Source organism: Janthinobacterium sp. UMAB-60 (genome assembly GCF_900095235.1).
In the GTDB taxonomy this organism is placed as follows: domain Bacteria; phylum Pseudomonadota; class Gammaproteobacteria; order Burkholderiales; family Burkholderiaceae_D; genus Janthinobacterium.
Window position 1 is genome coordinate 1 of sequence record NZ_LT607484.1, and the last position, 19686, is coordinate 19686.

General features: G+C 62.9%; 19 protein-coding genes. 11 read left to right on the forward strand and 8 right to left on the reverse strand.

All coding sequences use genetic code 11. The features are described from left to right. Positions 1–219: 219 nt before the first annotated feature. Positions 220–1482 (forward strand): lysophospholipid transporter LplT, encoded by a 1263-nt coding sequence (lplT, locus tag K0F86_RS05860; protein ID WP_219133506.1) that lies wholly within the window; start codon positions 220–222, stop codon positions 1480–1482. A gap of 46 nt (positions 1483–1528) precedes the next feature. On the opposite strand, the gene K0F86_RS05865 is transcribed toward lplT, so the two are convergent. From K0F86_RS05865 to tsaB, 4 genes are read right to left on the reverse strand one after another with little or no spacing between them, the layout of a single operon-like run. Beyond that, entirely contained in the window at positions 1529–2467 is a 939-nt protein-coding gene (locus K0F86_RS05865; protein ID WP_257572005.1) for a DUF1853 family protein, read from the reverse strand. Further along, positions 2460–3317, reverse strand: a complete 858-nt coding sequence (locus K0F86_RS05870; RefSeq protein WP_219133509.1) for a uracil-DNA glycosylase family protein — start codon at positions 3315–3317, stop codon at positions 2460–2462. Before K0F86_RS05870 ends, K0F86_RS05865 begins: the two co-directional genes overlap by 8 nt. Then, a complete protein-coding gene (gene rimI, locus K0F86_RS05875) occupies positions 3314–3805 on the reverse strand; it encodes a ribosomal protein S18-alanine N-acetyltransferase (protein ID WP_219133511.1) in 492 nt (163 codons plus the stop codon). Before rimI ends, K0F86_RS05870 begins: the two co-directional genes overlap by 4 nt. Further along, complete coding sequence (gene tsaB / locus K0F86_RS05880; RefSeq protein ID WP_219133513.1) at positions 3802–4527, reverse strand: tRNA (adenosine(37)-N6)-threonylcarbamoyltransferase complex dimerization subunit type 1 TsaB; 726 nt, start codon at positions 4525–4527, stop codon at positions 3802–3804. Before tsaB ends, rimI begins: the two co-directional genes overlap by 4 nt. A gap of 261 nt (positions 4528–4788) precedes the next feature. Between tsaB and dapC the strand changes: the two genes are divergently transcribed. From dapC to K0F86_RS05915, 7 genes are all read left to right on the forward strand, one after another. Next, positions 4789–6018, forward strand: a complete 1230-nt coding sequence (gene dapC / locus K0F86_RS05885) for a succinyldiaminopimelate transaminase (protein WP_219133515.1) — start codon at positions 4789–4791, stop codon at positions 6016–6018. Between the two features lie 17 nt (positions 6019–6035). Further along, positions 6036–6863: a 2,3,4,5-tetrahydropyridine-2,6-dicarboxylate N-succinyltransferase gene (dapD, locus tag K0F86_RS05890; protein ID WP_070223998.1), complete on the forward strand. Its 828-nt coding sequence runs from the start codon at positions 6036–6038 to the stop codon at positions 6861–6863. 121 nt (positions 6864–6984) lie between these two features. Further along, entirely contained in the window at positions 6985–8532 is a 1548-nt protein-coding gene (locus K0F86_RS05895) for an FAD-dependent oxidoreductase (RefSeq protein WP_219133517.1), read from the forward strand. A 133-nt stretch (positions 8533–8665) separates the two neighbouring features. Further along, positions 8666–9022 (forward strand): ArsC family reductase, encoded by a 357-nt coding sequence (locus tag K0F86_RS05900; protein ID WP_219133519.1) that lies wholly within the window; start codon positions 8666–8668, stop codon positions 9020–9022. Between the two features lie 34 nt (positions 9023–9056). Continuing rightward, positions 9057–10193: a succinyl-diaminopimelate desuccinylase gene (dapE, locus tag K0F86_RS05905; RefSeq protein WP_219133520.1), complete on the forward strand. Its 1137-nt coding sequence runs from the start codon at positions 9057–9059 to the stop codon at positions 10191–10193. Positions 10194–10249: 56 nt separating this feature from the next. Next, the gene (prmB, locus tag K0F86_RS05910) at positions 10250–11140 is read left to right on the forward strand and encodes a 50S ribosomal protein L3 N(5)-glutamine methyltransferase (protein ID WP_219133521.1); all 891 of its coding nucleotides are present in this window, start codon (positions 10250–10252) and stop codon (positions 11138–11140) included. A gap of 138 nt (positions 11141–11278) precedes the next feature. Further along, positions 11279–13273, forward strand: coding sequence for an ATP-binding cassette domain-containing protein (locus tag K0F86_RS05915; protein WP_099763078.1), 1995 nt, complete (start codon positions 11279–11281; stop codon positions 13271–13273). Between the two features lie 42 nt (positions 13274–13315). On the opposite strand, the gene K0F86_RS05920 is transcribed toward K0F86_RS05915, so the two are convergent. Continuing rightward, on the reverse strand, positions 13316–13798 hold the full coding sequence (locus K0F86_RS05920) for a chemotaxis protein CheW (RefSeq protein WP_219133522.1): 483 nt from the start codon (positions 13796–13798) through the stop codon (positions 13316–13318). A gap of 196 nt (positions 13799–13994) precedes the next feature. Here K0F86_RS05920 and arfB point away from each other — a divergent pair, with 196 nt between their 5' ends. Next, on the forward strand, positions 13995–14393 hold the full coding sequence (arfB, locus tag K0F86_RS05925) for an alternative ribosome rescue aminoacyl-tRNA hydrolase ArfB (protein ID WP_034779396.1): 399 nt from the start codon (positions 13995–13997) through the stop codon (positions 14391–14393). On the opposite strand, the gene K0F86_RS05930 is transcribed toward arfB, so the two are convergent. Further along, positions 14394–16253 (reverse strand): FapA family protein, encoded by a 1860-nt coding sequence (locus tag K0F86_RS05930; protein ID WP_257572006.1) that lies wholly within the window; start codon positions 16251–16253, stop codon positions 14394–14396. 167 nt (positions 16254–16420) lie between these two features. Next, positions 16421–16822 (reverse strand): hypothetical protein, encoded by a 402-nt coding sequence (locus tag K0F86_RS05935; RefSeq protein WP_219133524.1) that lies wholly within the window; start codon positions 16820–16822, stop codon positions 16421–16423. Between the two features lie 264 nt (positions 16823–17086). Here K0F86_RS05935 and ompR point away from each other — a divergent pair, with 264 nt between their 5' ends. Both ompR and K0F86_RS05945 read left to right on the forward strand, forming a co-directional pair. Continuing rightward, on the forward strand, positions 17087–17788 hold the full coding sequence (ompR, locus tag K0F86_RS05940; RefSeq protein ID WP_223278807.1) for a two-component system response regulator OmpR: 702 nt from the start codon (positions 17087–17089) through the stop codon (positions 17786–17788). 13 nt (positions 17789–17801) lie between these two features. After that, positions 17802–19160, forward strand: coding sequence for a sensor histidine kinase (locus K0F86_RS05945; protein WP_219133525.1), 1359 nt, complete (start codon positions 17802–17804; stop codon positions 19158–19160). 31 nt (positions 19161–19191) lie between these two features. On the opposite strand, the gene K0F86_RS05950 is transcribed toward K0F86_RS05945, so the two are convergent. Then, on the reverse strand, positions 19192–19671 hold the full coding sequence (locus tag K0F86_RS05950; RefSeq protein WP_219133526.1) for an Imm26 family immunity protein: 480 nt from the start codon (positions 19669–19671) through the stop codon (positions 19192–19194). Positions 19672–19686 lie beyond the last annotated feature (15 nt).

Genomic DNA, 19686 nt, shown 5'->3' on the forward strand with positions numbered 1-19686 from the left:
CCGTATTTTACCGGATGCACAGTAAGCGGACACTGCAGATGCCCACGATCGTGTGCAGAGGACATCATTTACAAAATGCTCACATGTGATGTATTTTTCTACGGCAGAAAAATTAAGCTTCACTTAGGCAAGACTATGCAAGGCAGCCCCTGCCAAACTTGGGGTTTGCCGTTTTTTCGTGGTATAAAGCAAGCCAGATATGATTTCAGGCAATCCAGAATGAATCGTGGTTTTTATACCATCATGGCGGCGCAGTTCTTTTCTTCGCTGGCAGATAACGCCCTCTTTTTTGTCGCCGTCGATTTATTGGTGTCCATGAAATCCCCGGCGTGGATCACGCCGCTGCTCAAATTGTCGTTCGTGCTGTTTTACGTACTGTTGGCCGCTTTTGTTGGCGCTTTCGCGGATGCATTGCCGAAAGGCAAGGTCATGTTCATCGCCAACCTGGTCAAGATCTTCGGCTGCGCCCTCGTCTTCTTCCAGGTGCACCCCTTGCTTGCCTATGCCGTCGTCGGCTTTGGCGCGGCCGTGTATTCGCCCGCCAAGTACGGCATCCTGACGGAACTGCTGCCACCGGAAAAGCTCGTGGCGGCGAATGGCTGGATCGAAGGCTTGACCGTCACCTCCATCATCCTCGGTACCGTCATGGGCGGCGCGCTCGTCAGCGGCCACGTGTCCGACATGCTGCTGTCGATCGACATCCCCATGATCGATACGGGCATCACCAGCAAGACGGAAGCGGCCTTGTGCGTGGTAGTCGGCATCTACGTGATGGCGACCCTGGCCAACCTGAAGATTCCCGACACGGGCTGCGTGTATGCGCACCAGGAACGCAATCCTATCAAACTGATCACCGATTTTGCCAATTGCTATTCCATCCTGTGGAAAGACAAACTGGGTCAGATCACCCTGGCCGTGACGACCCTGTTCTGGGGCGCTGGCGCCACCTTGCAACTGATCGTGCTGGAATGGGCCAAGCAGTCGCTGAACATGCCGTTCGACAAGGCGACCAGCCTGGTGGGCGTGGTCGCCATCGGCGTGGCCGCCGGCGCCGTGCTGTCGGCACGCTTCATTCCGCTACGCAAGTCGCTGACCGTCATTCCGCTGGGCATCGCCATGGGCGTGATCGTCATGATGATGACGCAAGTGCACTCCGTGTGGATCGCCTACCCGCTGCTGATACTGATCGGCGCCCTGTCCGGCTTCTTCGTAGTGCCAATGAATGCCCTGTTGCAACACCGCGGCCACGTCCTGATGAGCGCCGGCCATTCCATCGCCGTGCAGAACTTCAATGAGAACCTGTCGATTCTCACCATGCTGGCCGTATATTCGATCATGATCCGCCTGCACCTGCCGCTCAATATCATCATCACGCTGTTCGGCCTGTTCGTCGCCGGCACCATGTACATGATCATGCGCCGGCACAAGCTGAACCAGGCTGAGCATGACAATCTTTCCTTGATCGGTGAGCATAAGCATTAACGGTGGTGTCGGATTACGCGCTACGCGCTAATCCGACCTACCCGACCTACGCAGGTAGCGTGCCAGCCAGCCGCCGCGCGGCAGCCTGCTCCGTCCAGTCATGGGGCACGACAAACCCGCGCGTGCGCTCCACTTCCCAGCCTTCGACAGTATCCACCGTGGCCACCATCACCGGTTGCGCCAGATCAGACAACTGCGCGCGCAAGGCATCGACGTCCAGCACTGCCGCGTCGCGGCCCTTGAACGGCGCCAGCCATTGCAAACGCGGCAGCACGACATAGCGTTGCTCGGGTAGTTGACCCAGCGTGCACCAGAAGCCGTGTCCATGCTCCTGGGAAATACCGTCCAGGGCGGGCGTGGCGCCTGCCGCATAGAACAGCCAACCCTTGACCAGCGCCTGCGCCGCCCGCACGGGATGCGCCAGCAAGCTTTGCGCGGCCGGGTGGCGGGACAAGGCCAGTTGCTTGTCGAGAATCTTGCGCATCTTCAACCCCAAGGTGTCGGCCAGGTTCGGGCCGATCAAGTGGTTGAAGACACCGGGATCGGGCGCGCCTTCGAGCAGGTAGAACTTGGTGGCGAACTCCCAGTGCAGCAAGTCGTTACCGTCACGCAGCAAATAATCGAACTCGCCCACCGTGTCGTTGCGGTTCACCTGCACTTGCAAGCCATGCGCTTGCAATACCCCATGCTGCTCAAAATAAAAGGCCAGCAGCTTTTCAGCGTACAGGCCCAGGCGGGAATAGAATTTCGGCCCCAGCGCCGCATCGAGCGGCGACGGATCATCCTGCAGCGCCCCCAGCCAGGCCGCCAAGGCAGGCGTGACGGCAGGCAGGCTGGCGATGCGCCCGCCCCAGTGGGCGCTGGCGGGGTCCAGCAAGTCGGGCGAGTCGAGCAGCCAGGCCAGCGCCCGCACGCGGGGGTGCGTCAGATGGCCCCAGCGCTGCTCGAAGCGGACCTGGAAGGTAGCGACGGCCGTATCAACCACCGTGCGTGCTTTTCGCCAGGCACAAATCGACCCAGGCGCGCGCCTTGGCCTTGCCCGTCCCGTCCTGCAGCAGTTGCTCTGGATGGAAGGTGGCGACGACGCAGGCATTGCCCAGCTGGCGCACCGTGCCCCGTACGGGTTTTTCACCGGGATTGATGCCGGCGGCGGCCATCGAACCGAGGGTGACGATGGTGCGCGGCTGCAGCAGCGCAAGTTCGCGCTCGAAATACGGGCGGCAGGCGGCGGACTCGGCCTCGGTGGGCAGGCGCTCCTGGCCCGTCTCGTCGAGCGGACGGCATTTCAGCAAGTGGGCAATATAGACATCGCGGCCCGCATCGACGGCGATGGCTTTCAACATATTGTCGAGCAATTTGCCCTGCTCGCCCGGCAAGGCGCGCCCTTCCCGTTCTTCCAGGCGCGACGGGCTGCTGGCCAGCATCAGCCAATCGCCCTGGCGGTCGCCACGACCCATGACGACGCCCTTGCGCGTCTTGCACAAGTCGCAGCGCGCGCATTTCGCCACGGCGGCCGTCAAGCCATCCCAGTCGAGGGCGGCGATATCGGCGTCGCTGAGCTGCTTCACTGGCGCGGGCGCGGGCGCATCGTCGAACCAGGCCGTGTCGTCGGGGGCGGCGGCGGGCACGGCAGCTTCCACGGCTTCCACGACTTGCACCTCGGCCAGCACTTCGACCACAGGTGCAGCCATCTCGACCACGGGCGCCGCCACGGCGACGTCCACCTCCACGGCAGCCTCGACGACAATATCAACGACCTCGGGCGCGGCGCCCTGGCGCAAACGCCACAGGGGGCCGACGCCCATTTCATCGAGGAAAACGGCGCTGCGGCTCATAAGGTATAACGCATCACGATGGCGTCCTCACGTTGCGAGTTACTGGCCGGATAGTATCCCTTGCGCCGGCCGATCTGTTCAAATCCATAGCGCTGGTAAATATCGAGCGCGCGCACGTTCGACGGGCGCACTTCCAGCAGCATCGATTCCATGCCCAGCTGGCGCGCGCAGGCGCAGGACTGCTGCAGCAGGAAGCGGCCCAGTCCCTGGCCCTGAATGGCGCCCTCGACGGCCACATTCAGCAAGTGCGCCTCGTCGACCACCAGCATCAATAAAAAGTAGCCGAGCAGGGTGCCGTCCACGTCGCGCAGCACCCAGGCCGGGTAGCCGCTCTTGAGCGAATCGACGAAGTTGCCGTGCGTCCAGGGATGCGGATACACGCGCTGTTCCAGCGCCAGCACCTCCATCAGGTCCGCCTCACGCATCGGCTGATAGTCGAGGCGCAGCAAGTCCCAACCGGCAGCATTGTCCTGGCCCGCCACACTCATTGCGCGGACTCCGCAGCAGCCTTGGCCAGTTGCATGTCGTGCCGTTCCGCGCTCGTGTAGGCGATCTTGTTGCGCAAATACAAAGGCTGCGCCTCGGCCGCCGTCACGAACTGACCGGCGGCAAAGGCGATGCGCGCCAACTGCGCCACTTGCACGGCGTGTGGCATGATGGCCGCATCGGCCGTGGCGGCGCACGGCAACGCGGCCAGCGCTTCGGCGTACGCACTAAAACCGTTGCCGCAGCCGGCCACATCGCCTTGCGGCGCCACGCCGGCCGGCGCGCTCAGGGCCGGCGGCAGGACAGCCTGCAAGCCGTTTTGATAGTCATATTGCGCCCAGTACACTTCGCCCATGCGGGCGTCGAGCACGGTCACGATGTGTTGCGCGCCATGCTGCTGGTGGCACGCGAGCGCCATGGCGTCGAGCGTGACGACGGGCACGACGGGCAGATTGGCGCCATAGGCCAGGCCTTGCGCGATGCCGCAGGCCGTGCGCACGCCCGTAAACGAGCCGGGGCCGGAGCCGTAGGCGATGGCGTCGACGTCGGCCAGGGTCACGCCCGCTTCGGCCAGCAATTCCTGCACCATCGGCAAGATCGACTGGGAATGGGTGCGCACGCCCGACGAGGCGCGGGACAGGACGACATCGCCGCGCAACAAGGCGCAGGAGGCGAGTTCGGACGACGTTTCAATAGCAAGCAGGGTGGGAAGTAAGATAGGCATGACGTATTTTACCTTGCCGCGCCATGGCGCGGCACTCCCCGCTGCGGCATGGCGTGGCAAGCCAGACAGCGATCAGGCCGGTGCGGCTTGAGACGGCTTGCACAGCGGCCCCGCGAGGACGGCTATAATGAAAGACGCAGCCTATTATTTGACCGGCATCAAGTCTGCCGCGCCAAGCAATCGTTCAGCCATGACTAAGCAACACTACCAAGCTACATCGCTCAGCAACATCGTCTTTCCACTCTTGCCCTGGTCCGTTCCGTGAATCCACTTCTTGCTAAACTGCAACCATATCCCTTCGAAAAGCTGCGCCAGCTGTTTGCCGGCGTGACGGTCAATCCCGAGTACGCGCCCATCAGCCTGGGCATGGGCGAACCCAAGCATCCGACACCAGCCTTCATCGAGCAGGCGCTGGTCGACAATATCCACGGCCTGGCCAGCTATCCGACCACCATCGGTTCGGAAGCCTTGCGCAGCGCGATTGCCAGCTGGCTGGAGCGCCGCTACGGCATCCCCAAGCTCAATCCTGCCACGCAAATCCTGCCCGTGAACGGTTCGCGCGAAGCGCTGTTTGCGCTGGCGCAAACGGTGATCGATCCGTCGGCCGGTTCGCTCGTGATCAGCCCGAATCCGTTTTACCAGATCTATGAAGGCGCGGCCTACCTGGCCGGCGCCGAACCGTATTTCGTCAATTCCGACCCCGCGCGCAATTTCGGCTGCGACTATGACAGCGTGCCCGACCATATTTGGGAAAAAGTCAGGCTGCTGTTCCTGTGTTCACCCGGCAACCCGACGGGCGCCGTGCTGACCCTGACGGACTGGGAACACCTGTTCGCCCTGTCCGAACGCTACGACTTCGTCATCGCCGCCGACGAGTGCTATTCCGAGATTTACCACGGCGACACGCCCCCGCTGGGCGCGCTGCAGGCGGCGCACATGCTGGGCCTGTCCACGATCGAGCGTCCGTATGCGCGCCTGGTGGTGTTTTCCAGCCTGTCGAAGCGCTCGAACGTGCCCGGCATGCGCTCGGGCTTCGTCGCCGGCGACGCGGAAGTACTGAAAAAATTCCTGCTCTACCGAACCTACCACGGCGGCGCCATGAGCCCCGCCGTGCAGGCGGCCTCCGTCGCGGCCTGGAACGACGAAACCCATGTCGAGGAAAATCGCGCCAAGTATCGCGCCAAGTTCGACGCCATCACGCCGCTGCTGCAAACGGTGATGGACGTGCAATTGCCGGACGCCGGCTTCTACCTGTGGGCCGACGTCAGCCGCACGGGACTGTCCGACACGCAATTCGCGCAACGCCTGTACGCCGAATATAATGTCACGGTACTGCCTGGCAGCTACCTGGCGCGCGACGCGCACGGCATCAATCCGGGCCGCAACCGCATCCGCATGGCCCTGGTGGCCGAAACGGCCGAAGGGCTGGAAGCCGCATTGCGCATAGTAAAATTCTGCCAGCAGCTTTCCGCATCCGCATCAACCAACTAAATGAACAAGACATCATCATGAGCCAACAACTGCAAACCATCATCGACCAGGCCTGGGAAAACCGCGCCGAGATCAATCCGCGCAACGGCACGGCCGAACTGCGCGACGCCGTCTCCCACGTCATCAATGGCCTGGACAACGGCAGCATCCGCGTGGCGGAAAAAACCTCGGGTGACTGGGTCGTCAACCAGTGGGTCAAGAAAGCCGTGCTGCTGTCGTTCCGCCTGGAAGACAACGTCGTCCTGCCATCGGATGGCACGATGCAGTTCTACGACAAGGTGCCGACCAAGTTCGCCAACTACACGGCCGAAGACTTCGCCAAGGGCGGTTTCCGCGTGGTGCCGCCAGCCGTCGCCCGCCGCGGCAGCTTCATCGCCAAGAACGTCGTACTGATGCCGTCCTACGTCAACATCGGCGCCTACGTCGATGAAGGCGCCATGGTCGACACCTGGGCCACCGTCGGCTCCTGCGCGCAGATCGGCAAGAACGTCCACCTGTCCGGCGGCGTCGGCATCGGCGGCGTGCTGGAGCCAATGCAGGCGAACCCGACCATCATCGAAGACAACTGCTTCATCGGCGCCCGCTCGGAAATCGTCGAAGGCGTGATCGTCGAAGAAAACTCGGTCATCTCGATGGGCGTCTACATCGGCCAGTCGACCAAGATCTACGACCGCGCCACGGGCGAAGTGACCTACGGCCGCGTGCCGGCCGGCTCCGTCGTGGTCTCGGGCAACCTGCCATCGGAAGACGGCAAGTACTCGCTGTACTGCGCCGTGATCGTCAAGCGCGTGGATGCAAAAACCCGCGCGAAAACAGGTATCAACGAACTCCTGCGCGGCATTTGATTATTGCGCTGTGAAGTATCAGTAAGACCTGAATGTCCCGCCCCGGCGGGACATTTTTATTTCCAACTAGCAACTTCAAACGTCCCGCCCCCGCTTCTCATCCTGTCCTATACTGGATGGCATGAATACTCCTCCCGTATTGATCGTCGGCGCCGGTCCTACCGGCCTCATGCTTGCCTTGCGCCTGGCGCGCCATGGCGTCGATTGCCGCATCATCGACAGGAACAGCGGCCCCGGGCAGGCGTCGCGGGCCATGGCCGTGCATGCGCGCACCCTGGAGTTTTATCAGCAACTGGGCTTTGCCGACGAACTGGTGCACCTGGGCATCAAGATCAATGCCATGCACATCCACGAGGGCGGCGAGGAGCTGGTAAAACTGGCGCTGGGCGAGATCGGCGAAGGCCTGAGCCCCTACCCTTTCGTGCTGAGCCTGCCACAGGACGAGCATGAACGCTTTCTGATCAGCAAGCTGGCGGCGGCCGGCGTGCACGTGGAATGGAATGTCGCGCTGGACCTGTGGACGCAGGACGATAGCGAAGTGCAAGCCATCCTGCTCAACAAAGGCGAACGCCAATATTGCACGTTTGACTACATCTGCGGCTGCGACGGCGCCCGCAGCAAGGTGCGCGAGATCGCCGGCTTTGAGTTTTCCGGCGGCACCTACGACCACCTGTACTACGTGGCCGATGCGCAAGTGGTTGGCAGCAATACGGATCTGCACGCCCACCTGGGCGCGAACGCATTTGCGCTGATGTTGCCCGTGCGCACCAGCGGCATGCAGCGCCTGATCGGCATCCTGCCCGACCGCCCCGATGGCGCGCCGGCACCCGTCTTCGACGACGTGCGCAGCGACGTGGAAACCCTGCTCGGCATCCAGGTCGAGCACGTGAACTGGTTTTCCACCTATAAAGTACACCACCGGGTGGCGGCGCAGTTTCGCGCGCGCCGCGGCTTCATCCTCGGCGACGCGGCCCATTTGCACAGCCCCGTGGGCGGCCAGGGCATGAACACGGGCCTGGGCGACGCCGTCAACCTGGCCTGGAAACTGGCGCAAAAGCTGCATGGCCAGAGCAACGACGCCCTGCTCGACACCTATGAAAGCGAGCGCATCGTGTTTGCCCGCAAGCTCGTCGCCACCACTGACCGCGCCTTTCAGGCCATCGTCGCGCAAGGCATGGCCGGGCAATTCCTGCGGCGCTGGCTGGTGCCGCACGCGCTGCCCTTCCTGTCCGGCTTCGAACGGGCGCGCCGTTTGCTCTTCAAGACGGTGTCGCAAATCGAGATCAGCTATGAAGACAGCGCCCTGTCCGCCGGCCACGCGGAATATTTGCGCGGCGGCGACCGCCTGCCGTGGTTCTCCGACGGCACACAAGACAATTTCACGGCCCTGCGCAGCATGGATTGGCAATTGCACATCTATGGCGAGCCGGCGCCCGAACTGCTGGACGAGGCGCGCGTGCTGAAACTGCCCGTGCATTGCTATACCTACAACGTGGCCGCCAAGCTGGCCGGCCTGGGCCGCGACGCGGCCTACCTGGTGCGCCCCGACGGCCACATCGCGCTGGCCCTGCACCTGCAGGAAAGCGGCGCCCTGCGCGCCCTGGCCTTGCGACTGGGCCTGCATTTTGGTCCGCCGGAGATGGGCAAGGCGGCGCCACGGCCCGTGTAGGGGAATCACGGGGCCGTGTTGCAGCGCCGCATCGACTGCGCATCGACTGTATAATGGCGGCTACTATCGCATTTTTCCCTGGCGCAAGCGCCGCGATCAAGCGAACCGCATTCATTCCCCCTTGGCCCTACCCATGACGACCATTACACTCTACGGTATCCCCAATTGCGATACCGTCAAAAAGGCCCGCACCTGGCTGGCTGCGCAGCAACTCGATTTCACCTTCCACGACTTCAAAAAGCAGGGCCTGGAACGCGCCACCGTCGAGGCATGGCTGCGGCAATTGCCGTGGGATGTGCTGGTCAACAGGAAAGGCACGACCTGGCGCGCCCTGTCCGATGAGCGCAAGGCATCGATCACCGACGCGGCCAGCGCCCTGGACCTGATGCTGGAAAACCCGTCCATCATCAAGCGTCCTGTGCTGGACAAGGATGGAAAGTTCAGCGTGGCGTTTTCAGATGTACAGTACGCAGCCATTTTCGGGCTGTAATTTTTACTTAGACAGAAACACCCCGCTCTACACCATGACCACCTCCAAAACCCTCGCCCTGACCGAAAAACTGATCGCCCTGTCCTCGGTCACGCCCGATGACAAGGGCTGCCAGCAGCACCTGATCGACATCCTCACGCCGCTGGGCTTCGTCTGCGAGACGATCCAGTCGAACGACGTCACCAATCTGTGGGCACGCCGTGGATTGAGTTCCCCCGTGTTCGTCTTTGCCGGCCATACGGACGTGGTGCCGACCGGCCCCATCGAGCAATGGCGCTCGCTGCCCTTCATCCCCACGCAGCGCGACGGCAAGCTGTACGGCCGTGGCGCGGCCGACATGAAGACCTCGATCGCCGCCATGGTGGTCGCTTGCGAGGAATTCATCGCCGCCACGCCCGACCACACGGGTTCGATCGCCTTTCTGATCACCAGCGACGAGGAAGGCCCGGCCACGGACGGCACCGTCATCGTCTGCGAGCAACTGAAGGCACGGGGCGAGCAGATCGACTATTGCCTGGTGGGCGAACCGACGTCGAGCGCGCAGCTGGGCGACATGATCAAGAACGGGCGCCGCGGTTCCCTGTCGGGCCGGCTGACGATCAAGGGCGTGCAAGGCCATATCGCCTACCCGCACCTGGCGAAAAACCCGATCCACGAAGCGGCGCAGGCGCTGGCCGACCTGGTCGAAGAGAAATGGGATGCGGGCAACGAGTATTACCTGCCCACATCGTGGCAAATGTCCAACATCAACGCGGGCACGGGCGCCAACAACGTGATTCCGGGCGACATGGTGATCGACTTTAACTTCCGCTTTTCCACGGCCAGCACGGCGGAAAGCCTGCAGGAACGAGTCCACGCCATCCTCGACAGGCATGACTTGCAATACGATATGCAGTGGACCCTGAGTGGCCTGCCCTTCCTCACGCCGCGCGGCACCCTCTCCGATGCGCTGTCGTCCGCTATCCTGGAAGAAACGGGCCTTGCGACGCAGTTGTCGACCACGGGCGGCACCTCGGATGGCCGGTTTATCGCGCAAATCTGCCCCCAAGTGATAGAATTCGGGCCGCCCAATGCCAGTATTCACAAGATCGACGAGCACATCGAACTGCGCCACATCGATCCCCTGAAGAATATTTACCGGCGCACGCTGGAGCATTTGCTGCCCGTCTGAACCAGAATACCGAGGCCCGTCACGGCGGGCCAGAACACCGTCTTTTCGAGAATGCCATGACCCCGAACCCGTTTTCCACGCCACGCGACCTGCTGCGCTACGCCGTTACCCGTTTTAATACCGCCAAGCTGTTTTTCGGCCACGGCAGCGCCGAAGCGTTCGACGAAGCGGCCTATCTGATCCTGCACACCTTGAAGTTGCCGCTCGACAAGCTCGAACCGTTTCTCGACGCCAAGCTGCTGCCGTCGGAAATCGCCAGCGTCATGACGGTCATCGACCGCCGCAGCATCGACCGCGTGCCGGCCGCCTACATCACCAAGGAAGGCTGGCTGGGTACGTACAACTTTTATGTCGACGAGCGCGTGATCGTGCCCCGCTCCTTCATCGCCGAGCTGATCCCTGAATACTTTTCGCCATGGGTGGCGGAACCGGAAGCCGTGGAAAACATCCTGGAACTGTGCACCGGTTCGGGCTGCCTGTCCATCATGATGGCCGACGCCTTCCCCAACGCCGCAGTGGATGCGGTGGACATTTCCGCCGACGCGCTGGCCGTGGCCAAGCGCAACGTCGACACGTACAAATTGCAGGACCGCGTCACCCTGATCGAATCGGACCTGTACACCAACGTGCCGGCCAAGAAATATGATTTGATCATCAGCAACCCGCCGTACGTGAATTCCGCGTCGATGGGCACGCTGCCCCAGGAATACCTGGCCGAACCGCAAATCGCCCTCGACGGCGGCAGCGACGGCATGGACCTGGTGCGCAAGATCATCGCCGGCGCGGCCGAACGCCTGACGGACGACGGCATCCTGATGATTGAAATCGGCAACGAACGCGAATACGCGGAAGCGGCCTTCGGCGAGCTGGGCCTGACCTGGCTGACGACCAGCGCCGGCGACGACATGGTGTTCCTGCTGACGGCCGAGCAGCTCAAATTGGTTTAATCGACTTGGTAGGTCGGATTAGCGTAGCGTAATCCGACATGCCTGTGCGGCACCCGTCGGATTACGCCCTTCGGGCTAATCCGACCTACACGATGTTTTTACGGCGAGGGTTAAACCCCAGCCTCTACAAAGAAAAAAATGATACGTTTCCTACAAGTAAGCCTGATGCGCGGCATCAAACCGTTGCTCGAACAAGTCGATGTCACCCTCAATCCGGGCGACAAGATCGGCCTGATCGGCGCCAATGGCGCGGGCAAATCGAGCCTGTTCGCCATGATGCGTGGCGAATTGCACCCTGACCAGGGCGAGATCGATTTCCCCGCCAAATGGCGCGTGGCTTACGTGGCGCAGGAAACCCCGCCGCTGGACCGTGCCGCGCTCGACTACGCGATCGATGGCGACATCACCCTGCGCAAACTGGAAGCGGAGCTGGCGCATCTCGAGTCGCAACCGGAAAGCACGGAAAACGGCATCGCCATCGGCAACATGTACAGCGCGCTGGCCGATGCCGACGCCTATACCGTGCAGTCGCGCGGCGAACAGTTGCTGCTGGGCCTGGGCTTCACGCTGGACCAGATGCAGCAACCGGTCGCCAGCTTCTCCGGCGGCTGGCGCATGCGCTTGAACCTGGCGCAAGCGCTGATGTGCCCGTCCGACCTGCTGCTGCTCGATGAACCGACCAACCACCTGGATCTGGACGCCATCATCTGGCTGGAAGACTGGCTCAAGCGCTATGCCGGCACCTTATTAATCATTTCCCATGATCGCGACTTCCTCGATGAAGTGGTCAACGTGGTCGTGCATATCGACGAACGCAAACTGAAACGCTATTCGGGCAACTATTCGAGCTTCGAGCGCCAGCGCGCGGCGCAGATGATCCTGGCCGCCGGCGCGCTGGAAAAGCAGCAGCGCAAGCGTGCCCATCTGGAATCGTTCGTGAACCGCTTCAAGGCGCAAGCCTCGAAGGCGCGCCAGGCGCAAAGCCGCATGAAGGCGCTGGCGAAGATGGAAGAGCTGGCGCCATTGCGCGCCGCCGCCGAATTCTCGTTCGAATTCCGCGAGCCACTTTCCGCGCCGAATCCGCTGATGGTGATGGAAGACGTCGATGCGGGCTACAAGATCGAAAACGAAGCGACGGGCGAAATCACGCATAAAACCATCGTCAACGGCATCAAGTTTTCGCTGCAGATCGGCCAGCGTATCGGCTTGCTGGGCCAGAACGGCGCCGGCAAGTCGACCCTGATCAAGACCATCGCCGGCGAACTGATGCCGCTGACGGGCGACGCCACCATGGGCAAGGGCCTCAACATCGGCTACTTCGCCCAGCACCAGGTGGAAATGCTGCGCCACGACGAATCGCCGCTGTGGCATCTGTCGAAGATCGCCCCCACCGTGCGCGAGCAGGAACTGCGTAACTTCCTGGGCGGCTTCAACTTCCCCGGCAACATGGTCACCGCCTCGATCGCCCCGTTCTCGGGCGGCGAAAAAGCCCGTTTGGCGCTGGCCCTGATCGTCTGGCAGCGTCCGAACCTGCTGCTGCTCGATGAACCGACCAACCACTTGGATCTGGAAACGCGCGAAGCACTGACGGAAGCGCTGGCGCAGTTCGAAGGCACCCTGGTCGTCGTTTCCCATGATCGCCATTTGCTGCGCGCCACCACCGACGAATTCATCATCGTGGCCGACGGCAAGCTGCAACCGTTCGACGGCGACCTGGACGACTACAAGGATTGGCTGTTCAAGACCAAGCTGGGTAAAGGTACCGATGTGCTGCCGGCCGCCGGCAAGGCCAACAAGACGGACTTCCCTGTCGTCTCACCGGTAGCGGTAGCGGCCGCCGCTCCTGCCGCGCCCGTGCGCGACAAGCGCCAGGAAGCGGAAGACCGCCAGAAGGCCGCCGCCCTGCGCAAGCCGATCGAAAACAAGATCAAGCGCCAGGAAGAGCAGATCGCCAAGCGCAACGCGCAAAAGGCGGAAACGGAAGCCAAGCTGGGCGAGCCAACCATCTACGACGCCGCCAACAAGGCCAAGCTGAAGCAGTTGCTGGCCGACCAGACCTTCTTCACCAAGGACCTGGCGCAGCTGGAAGCGGAATGGCTGGACTTGCAGGACCAGCTGGAAAAGCTCGGTTAATCAAGCTGCAACAAAAGACGACCTCCGGGTCGTCTTTTTTTTTCAGGCTGCCTGCATGGGGCCGGGGCTGCGGATCGCCATCAGGCGGTCGATGTCGACGAGGATCAATCTACGTCCCGCCACCGTGCCCAGGCCCAGCAGATAATCGGCTTCCGCCGCGCCCAGGCCGGGCACGGCCGCGATGTCGCTGGCGGCCAGGCTGACGATATCGGTGACGCCATCGACCACCATGCCCATCACGCCATTGCTCAGCTGCAAGATGATCACGTCGGTGGACGGGTCGGGCGTACCCTGGGCGCTACCGAACGCGGCGCGCATGTCGACGATGGGGATGATCACGCCGCGCGAGACGGCCACGCTGCGCAGCACCTCCCCTTCCGAGGAAAAGCGGTCGAGTTCCTTCAGCGGGCGCAATTCCCGCACGCAGCGGTAATCGAGGCCGTATTCCAGGCCGCCCAACCGGAAGCTCAAGTACTGCGTCAGGTATTGCGCGGTTGCGGCATCAGGCGTCGTCGTGGGCTGCATGGTGTTCCTTTCATCCGGTAAGCGCTGCCAGGATGCGCAGTGGCGCAACGTTGGCCCCATGCTAACCAGCATCACCGCAGGCGGCGTTGAGAAACATCAACTTTCCCGGAAGGCATGCGTACCCGCACTGCCCAGGCTTGCGCCGGCGCAGCCAACTTCCCTTACAATACCCACATCGTTTCCCCACAGGCAGGCCATGCAACACCTCGTCAATCCCGCTGAAGTTGAATTTTCCGCCATCCGCGCCCAAGGGCCGGGCGGGCAGAATGTCAACAAGGTGTCCAGCGCCATCCATTTGCGCTTCCCCATCGCCGCCTCGTCGCTGCCGGAAGCGTACAAGGAGCGCCTGCTGGCCCTGCGCGACAGCCGCATCAGCAAGGATGGCGTGCTGGTGCTCAAGGCGCAGCAGTCGCGCAGCCAGGAGCAGAACAAGGAAGAAGCCTTGCGGCGCTTGCAGGAAATCATCGACAGCGTCACCTTTTTGCCCGCCGTGCGCCGCGCCACCAAACCCACGCGCAGCTCGCAGCGGCGCCGCCTCGACAGCAAGAGCACGCACAGCGTGCTCAAGCAATCACGTGGCAAGGTGATCGACTGATCAGGGTGGCGGCTGGTAGGTCCACTCCAGGCTGCCTGTGCTGTCCGCAAACACGCTCTGCGTGGCCGGCGTGGCGCTGCGCAACAGCGCCTTGATCTCCTTCGGCGGCCGGTCGTAGACCTTGGCCGGGCCGGGCGGCACGACCATGGCGCGCACGGCCGTTTCACCGTCGACCAGCCCCAGGCTGCAGCGCGACTGGCCGGCCGTCGCTTGCCGCTGCTGGCGCACTTGCGCCACCAGGGCCAGCATCTGCGCGTGCAGGATTTCCGACTGTTTCACTTCCACGCGCAGGCGCGCCACTTCCTTCAATACGGGGGCGATGCGCGCCGCCAGCTTGTCGTACTGCAGCTGCTGCGCCGGCTGCAGCTGCAGCTCGCCGCGCCGCAGCTGGCCCGCCAGGGCCAGGTAGTTGCGCACTTCCGGCAATTGCGCGATGGCATCGATTTCCTGCTGGCGCTTGTGCTGCAGCTGCTGGTAGTGCGCGGCCTTCGCCAGGCTTTCCGCGATCTGTTGCTCCAGCGCGCTCAAATCGGGCACCAGCGGGAACAGCAGCATCTCCACCTGCTTGCGGGGACCGGCGCTGCCGACGCGGATGGTGCGTGCCGCCACGGCGCAGCCTTCGGCCAGCTCGATGACGACCTCGTCGGCGATGATCTCGCAATTGCTGGCGCTGTCGATCACCACGCGCGTGCCGGCGATGACGCAGCTTTCCGCGCGCTTCACGCGGACTTCGCCGCTCAGCGCCTGCAACACGGAACCGGAAGCGACGCCCTCGACGCGCACGTCGCCGTGCTCGTTGAAGGCCGTGCCGCCCACCAGATTGCGCTGCAGCCATATCAGCCCGCCATGCGAGTGCAGATGGCCGTACACGTCGCCATGGATGGTGATGTCGCTGCCGTCGAGCTGACGCTGCTCCTGCACATCGCCATATTCCTCGTACGCGGCGCGCAACTTCAAATTGCCCGTGGTACGGCTGCTGACGCCTTCGCGGCTGACGATCTTGTTTTCGATGGAGAGCTTGCCGTGCGCATCGACATTCACATAGCCATTCTGGGTGGCGACCACGTAATCGCCATCGCTGAAGCGTTCGACGGCCATGCCCACCCCTGCCACCGCCGCCGGGTCCAGCTCCAGCGGCGCGGGCGGCGGCAGCAGCGTGCCGTCCAGGTCGTAGCCGGGCAAGCCGGGTGCACCGGGCAGCAGCCGCAACAGGCGCGCGTGTTTTTTCACTTGCGGAAAACGGTTCTTGAAACTGAGCAAATCCAGGCGGCCATCGGAGCGTTCGCGCGGCGCATCGTCGCGGTGGATGCCTTGCGACACTTCCATCAGCCGGGCGTCGCGCCCCGGCTGCGGCGGCAGCGCCCGCGCCACCGTGATGCGCTCGGCCTTGCCGCTGCCGAGAATGGCGCGCACGGCCGCGCCATCGATGCCATAGCGCACGCCCTTGCACCACAGGTCGGCTACCAGCTCGTCAAACTCGCGGCGTGCCGGCACCTGGCCATCCGAGTCGGCAGAGAGCGCTTCAAAGTAAAATTCGGCGCTGTCGTCGCGGATCTTGACCTGTTTATACAGCGCGCGGCGCTGGGGCGGGAATGGCGCCACACGGGCGGCAATGCGCAGCAAGGCGTCGCTCTTGGGCGCGGCGCGGGGCGCGGGAGCATGGAACAGGGTCAGCAGGAACAAAGCGTAGTCGAGACCGGCCAGCAGCTGCCCCGACTGGAACAACTGGTCGACGGCGGCGCGCAACTGCGTGGGCGCCAGCGACAGGTCCAAAAACACGCCCTCGTCGCGCTGGACGATGCCGTGCGGCAGGCAGCCTGCGGGGGCCGCCTCAGGAACGGGTGTGTCGTCGTCGCTCACGCCTTGCCTCCCCCGGCAACACATTCAGAGAATTGTTTCAGTGCACTAGAACAATATCACGGGGCGTGGCGATGTGCCCGACTCGGCAAAAATGTGCTTGCCAGATGCCAACAGGGCCATGTCTTGCGAGATGGCCCTGTCGGATGGGGTGCGCGATGCCCAAGTAACTAGCGGCGCGGCGGATTCGAGTAAATATCCTGCCCCACTTCATTGATCTGGCGGCGCAGGTCGCGCCGCTCGTCGGGCGTCATGCGGCCCGTGCGGCGCGAGGCGTCGGCGCCTTCGCTGGCGCGACGCTGCTCTTCGGCACGCGTGTCGAAGCTGCGTGCGTCACGCTGTTCGCGCAGTCGCGTATCATTGCTATTGCTATTGCTATTGCTGCGCTGTACCTGCTCATAACGCTGGGCCTGCACTTGCGGCTGGTCGTCACGGCGTGGCGGCGGCTGGTTTTGTGCCAGCGCCAGGCTGGCGGCAAACACGGAGCAAACGGCGAATGCGGACAGCACAGTCGTACGTGCGGCAATAGCTGCGCTGGGAGCGGTGTGAATTTTTTTAGTAAAGATATTCATTGAGTTCCTCTTCCGCGATGCCGTATAAACTTAAAGCTGATTTCCACTGTGGCCCCAGTGTATGATGCTTTACACGGTGCAGTAAGAGTAATTGGGTAAAGTTTGTAACACTTTGTAATGGGTCGCCATACCCCCTTGCCGACGCCGCGCGAGGCGTTACTATAGCAACTAATATAAGATAACACGACACCTTAAATGACCACAACCTCCACTTCCGGCAGCAACACGACTACGCAATCGATCCACGGCCACCAGGCAAAAATCATGGTGGTTGATGACGATGTGCGCCTGCGGGACCTGCTGCGCCGCTACCTGACCGAACAGGGTTTCAATGTCTTCACGGCAGAGAGCGCGACGGCCATGAACAAGCTGTGGCTGCGCGAACGCTACGACTTGCTGGTGCTCGATTTGATGCTGCCCGGCGAAGACGGCCTGTCGATCTGCCGCCGCCTGCGCGGCGCGGGCGACCAGACGCCGATCATCATGCTGACGGCCAAGGGCGAGGACGTGGACCGCATCGTGGGCCTGGAAATGGGTGCCGACGACTACCTGCCAAAACCGTTCAACCCGCGCGAACTGGTGGCCCGCATCGGCGCCGTGCTGCGCCGCAAGGGTCCCGATGAAATCCCGGGCGCACCGTCGGAAACACCGCAAACCTTCGAATTCGGCGACTTCGTGCTGGACCTGGGCACGCGCACCTTGAAAAAGAATGGCGAAACGGTGCCGCTGACCACGGGCGAGTTTTCCGTACTCAAAGTGTTTGCCCGCCATGCGCGCCAGCCGCTGTCGCGCGAAAAACTGATGGAACTGGCGCGCGGCCGCGAATACGAAGTGTTCGACCGCAGCCTGGACGTGCAAATCTCGCGCCTGCGCAAACTGATCGAACCAGACCCGTCGAGCCCGCTGTTCATCCAGACCGTGTGGGGCCTCGGTTACGTCTTCATCCCGGACGGACAGCCGCGCTGATCGCAGGCGAGGCATGATGAAGCTTGTTCCCGATATCAGCCTGGCGCGGCTGAAAAGCGGCCTGTTCTGGCGCACCTTTTTGCTGCTCGGCACCTTGACCACGGTCAGCATGATCACCTGGATCGGGATGATTTCCGTCATCCAGCGCGAGCCGCAGGCGCAGCAGATTTCCGCCCAGATCATTTCCGTCGTTACCATCACGCATGCGGCCCTCACGCACTCGGCGCCCGAGCTGCGGCGCGAGTTGCTGTTCGACCTCGTCAGCAATGAAGGCATCCGCATCTTCTCGCTGGAAGAGGACGACCGCATCGAGCCGCCGCCCGACAATTACCTGATGCCCGAGATCGAGGCGCAGGTGAAAGCCAAGCTGGGCAAGGACACGCGCTTTTCCGCGCGCGTCAACGGCGTGGCCGGTTTCTGGGTCAGCTTCAAGATCGATGACGACGAGTACTGGCTGATGCTGGACCGCGAGCGCCTGCGCGGCCTGACGGGCTTCCAGTGGCTGGGCTGGGCCAGCCTGGTGTCTCTGCTGTCGCTGCTGGGCGCGGCCATCATTTCCAGCCTGATCAATTTACCGCTGTCGCGTTTGACGGCGGCCGCGCGCGACATCGCCAAGGGCAAGCAGCCGGCGCCGCTGCCGGAAAAAGGTCCGATCGAAATCATCGAGGCGAACCGCAGCTTCAACCAGATGGTCGACGATTTGAAACAGGTGGAATCGGACCGCGCCGTGATTTTGGCCGGCATTTCGCACGACTTGCGCACGCCGCTGGCGCGCATGCAGTTGGAAGTGGAAATGGCCAACCTGTCGGACGAGGCACGCGAAGGCATCCAGTCCGATATCGGGCAGATGGACGCCATCATCGGCCAGTTCCTCGACTACGCCAAGCCGACGGAAACGTCGAGCTTTACGGACGTGGACTTGAGCGGTTTGCTGCTCGACATGACGCGCGAAGCGATGCGCTTGCCGGACGTGAAGATCAACGCCAGCATCGCCGAAGGCGCGCATGCGATGGGCAACCCCACCGACTTGCGCCGCGTGCTGAACAACCTGATCGAGAATGCGCGCCGCTATGGCAAGACGCCGGGCAGCGACGTGACGGAAATCGATATCGCCTGCCATCTGCGCACCAGTCACGGCGCGAAAAAGGTGATTATCGAGGTGCAAGACCACGGCACAGGCGTGCCGACGGAAAAGATCGAGCAACTGATGAAACCGTTCACCCGCCTCGACACGGCGCGCGGGCAAGCCAACGGTGCCGGTCTGGGCCTGGCCATCGTCGACCGCGTGCTGCTGCGCCACGGCGCCGAATTGCAGGTGCGCAACCGCGAAGGCGGCGGCCTGGCGTTTCAGATCAGCTTGCCAGCGGCGTAAACGAACGGCACAGGCGTGCCGTTCAATGACGTCAAACCGACGCCGCTTCCTGCGCCAGCAATTTATTCATCAACAATTCCGTCGCCCCGTAGCCATACAGGGAATCGCTTTCCATGCCCGGCGTATCGAAGGGGATCGATTCCTCACGGTTCAGCTTGGCAGGATCGGCATCCGCATAGCTGGCGCGCCAGGCGCGTTGCAAGGATTCATTGCGGCGGATAAAGGCCGGCATGGGCCAGGCATCGCGCTCCCAGTGGGGGCTGTCGCCCAGCAGGGGCCAGCGCTCGTTGAGCAGGGCCATGTCGCCCGTGCGCAGGCGGCGCACGGCCTGTTCCGGCCGCAAGCCTTCCAGGTCTTCCAGCGCAGGCAGGCTGTCGCGCTTCGGCCCGAACATATACGCCAGCATGATGCGCCCGGCAGGGGCCCGGCGCGCCACCACGCCGACGGCATAGCCGCCGCCCGGCAGGGGCACGGCAAACCAGCTGCCTTCTCGGTATGGTAATGATCTCATCGTTGCAAACTCCCC